Raw genomic sequence first — 2,277 nt, 5'->3', positions numbered from 1 at the left:
AGAGTAAGATGATTTTTTTCATGATTTCCCTATTCTTTTATTTTTGCTCATTCTCGGCAGGTTTGCCTTCTTCTTGTGCCTGTTGCGCAGCCAATTCGGCAGCAATCTCTTCGGCCGGACGTGCTTTATAAGTCGTCGCAATCGCGCTCAATGTCAACTCGCCTTTATTGCCTTTGCCTTCTTTGTCCTCGCCTGCATTCACGAGTTTTAAAGAATCTAAAGTAATAATGCGCGACAAATCGCCTACATCACGGGTAAATTGACTGATCTGTGAGTATTTGCCTGTGATGGAAATCTGATACGGCAGTTTTTGAATCGGACCATCGTTTTCAGGTTGGAGCGGTGCAACGCTATCCAAACGCAACCCGTTGGTTGAACCTGCCTGATGAAGCTCTTGAATCAGGTTCGGAATTTCCGCGTCGGTCGGCAGTTGTTTCAACAAAACATCAAATGCAGAGCGGATCGAAGCCAATTCAGCCTTCAGATTATTCAAGCTTGCCGCCTGAATGCTTTTACGCGTAAAGGTTTCCTTCAGCTCTTCCTCTTTAGCTTCCTGCGTATTCAGGGTCTCAATCTGATCTTTAAATACGCCGACATAGCCCAAAGCCAACACACCGACAATCAATAAACCCGCCAGCAAAAGTTTTGAAGGCATATTGAGCAGGTACAGGTTTTGTACGTCCAATTGTTTCAGGTTTTTAGATGCCATTATTGAGCCTCCGGAGCAGGTTCTGCCACAGGTTCGGCCATTTCACCGCTGCTTTGGGCAGTCGGTGCAGGAGCCGGCGTATTCACTTGGTTGATTGAAGATTTCAAAGTAAATTCTTGGTAGTTATCTACTTTTTTAATGCTCAACAATTCAGGCTGCAAGAAAATACCTGTACTTGGCAGGGAGCGCATCATAACGGCGATTTTATTGTCGCTGACGGCATGGCCGCTGATTTTATAGCTGGTCGAGCTTTCCGCTTCCAACGCAGTCAAATAAGTATTATCGGGTGTAAGCGCATTCAAAGAATCAAGGATATAGGCCGCTTGATAGCGTTTTTCCTGTAACTCTTCCACTTTCAGTTTCTTGGCCAAGAAGGCTTCTTTTTCTTGCTGAAGTTTATCGATTTCGCCCAATTCTCTATCAAGTCTGTCGATTTCGGTTTGCAGGAAGTTGTTGCGCCCTTCTTGATTACTGATGGCGCTGTCAATACCGAGATAGGTAGCGGCCGCCAAGCCCAAACCCACTGCAAAAGCGCCAAGCATCAATACTTTGAATTGCTGCTGCTTGCGCTGTTTAATCTCTTCCCGATACGGAAGAAGGTTGATTCTGGTTAATTCGATCATGTTCTCAAAGCCCCCTTAATGCCAATCCGAACGCCAAAGTCAGTGACGGCGCATCAATTTGAAACTGCGGCAATTCTACTTTTGCACTGCGTTCCACATATGAAATCGGATGCAGATATTCTGTTGCCGTATTGGTTTGCGAGAAAATGCTTTCCGCCAAACCTGCCTGCTGCGCGGTAAAGCCGGTCAGCAGGATGTGTTTGATATTGGAGAAAGAATCAGTGGCCTGCGTGGTATAGTAAAATTGCAAAACACGCTGAACCTCCTGCGCAACCTGCACATTAAAACGGTCGGCAATCTGAGACTGGTAGTCGGAAGGCTTGTTTTGGGAAGCCATCATTTGTGCGGCTTTTTCTTCAGTTACCTGATAAGTACGCTGAATCAGCTGATTGAGCTGCTCTGTACTGACCGGCGTTTCTTGTTTGTAGAGGATACGGCCGTTTTGCAGGATCAGGGCATACATTTGCGTCGCATGAATGCCAAACACGGCAACTTTTTCATCTGCCATTTCGGGAGCATGCGTATTCATCCAATGAACAAAGGCATTGCGTTGCGCCAGCAAGTCTAAATCCAAAGCGGACAAAGGCAAGCCCGCATTCTCAAACATTTCAATGCGTGGCTCGACATCGTCTTTTTTGGCGGCAACAGCTAAAACATGCTGGCCTGAACCGACTTCTTCGGCTTGAAAGTCGTAGTTCATTTCTTCAATAGGCGCAAATTGGCCGACTTCCGCTTCGACAAACTCTTCCAAGTCCAAATCGGTATCACGCGGGTTGTAAATAATTTGCTCGACTGTCGCCAAATTTTGTGGCACGGCCGCAACAATATTTTTGCAAGAACTGCGTAATTGTGTGTAAGTATGTTGGATGTAAGTAGCAAGCTGATCGTAGTCTTGAATTTTGTTGCCTTTGACAATATTTTTAGGCAATTTGGTAATAACGTATT

At 45.7% G+C, this 2,277-nt stretch carries 3 protein-coding genes; all 3 read right to left on the bottom strand.

Features of this window, described 5'->3' with window-relative positions; all coding sequences use genetic code 11:
* Positions 1 to 37: 37 nt before the first annotated feature.
* The gene (locus tag ACTHUE_RS15995; protein WP_049336961.1) at positions 38 to 709 is read right to left on the bottom strand and encodes a type 4a pilus biogenesis protein PilO; all 672 of its coding nucleotides are present in this window, start codon (positions 707 to 709) and stop codon (positions 38 to 40) included.
* Positions 709 to 1,332: a PilN domain-containing protein gene (locus ACTHUE_RS15990; RefSeq protein WP_049336960.1), complete on the bottom strand. Its 624-nt coding sequence runs from the start codon at positions 1,330 to 1,332 to the stop codon at positions 709 to 711. Before ACTHUE_RS15990 ends, ACTHUE_RS15995 begins: the two co-directional genes overlap by 1 nt.
* A 4-nt stretch (positions 1,333 to 1,336) precedes the next feature.
* On the bottom strand, positions 1,337 to 2,277 hold a 941-nt coding region (gene pilM, locus ACTHUE_RS15985; protein ID WP_440423972.1), incomplete at its 5' end, for a type IV pilus assembly protein PilM.

This window comes from Neisseria sp. P0021.S005 (assembly GCF_051956955.1).
The sequence above is the reverse complement of the archived record's forward strand: the minus strand, read 5'-3'. Positions and strand labels throughout refer to the sequence as shown.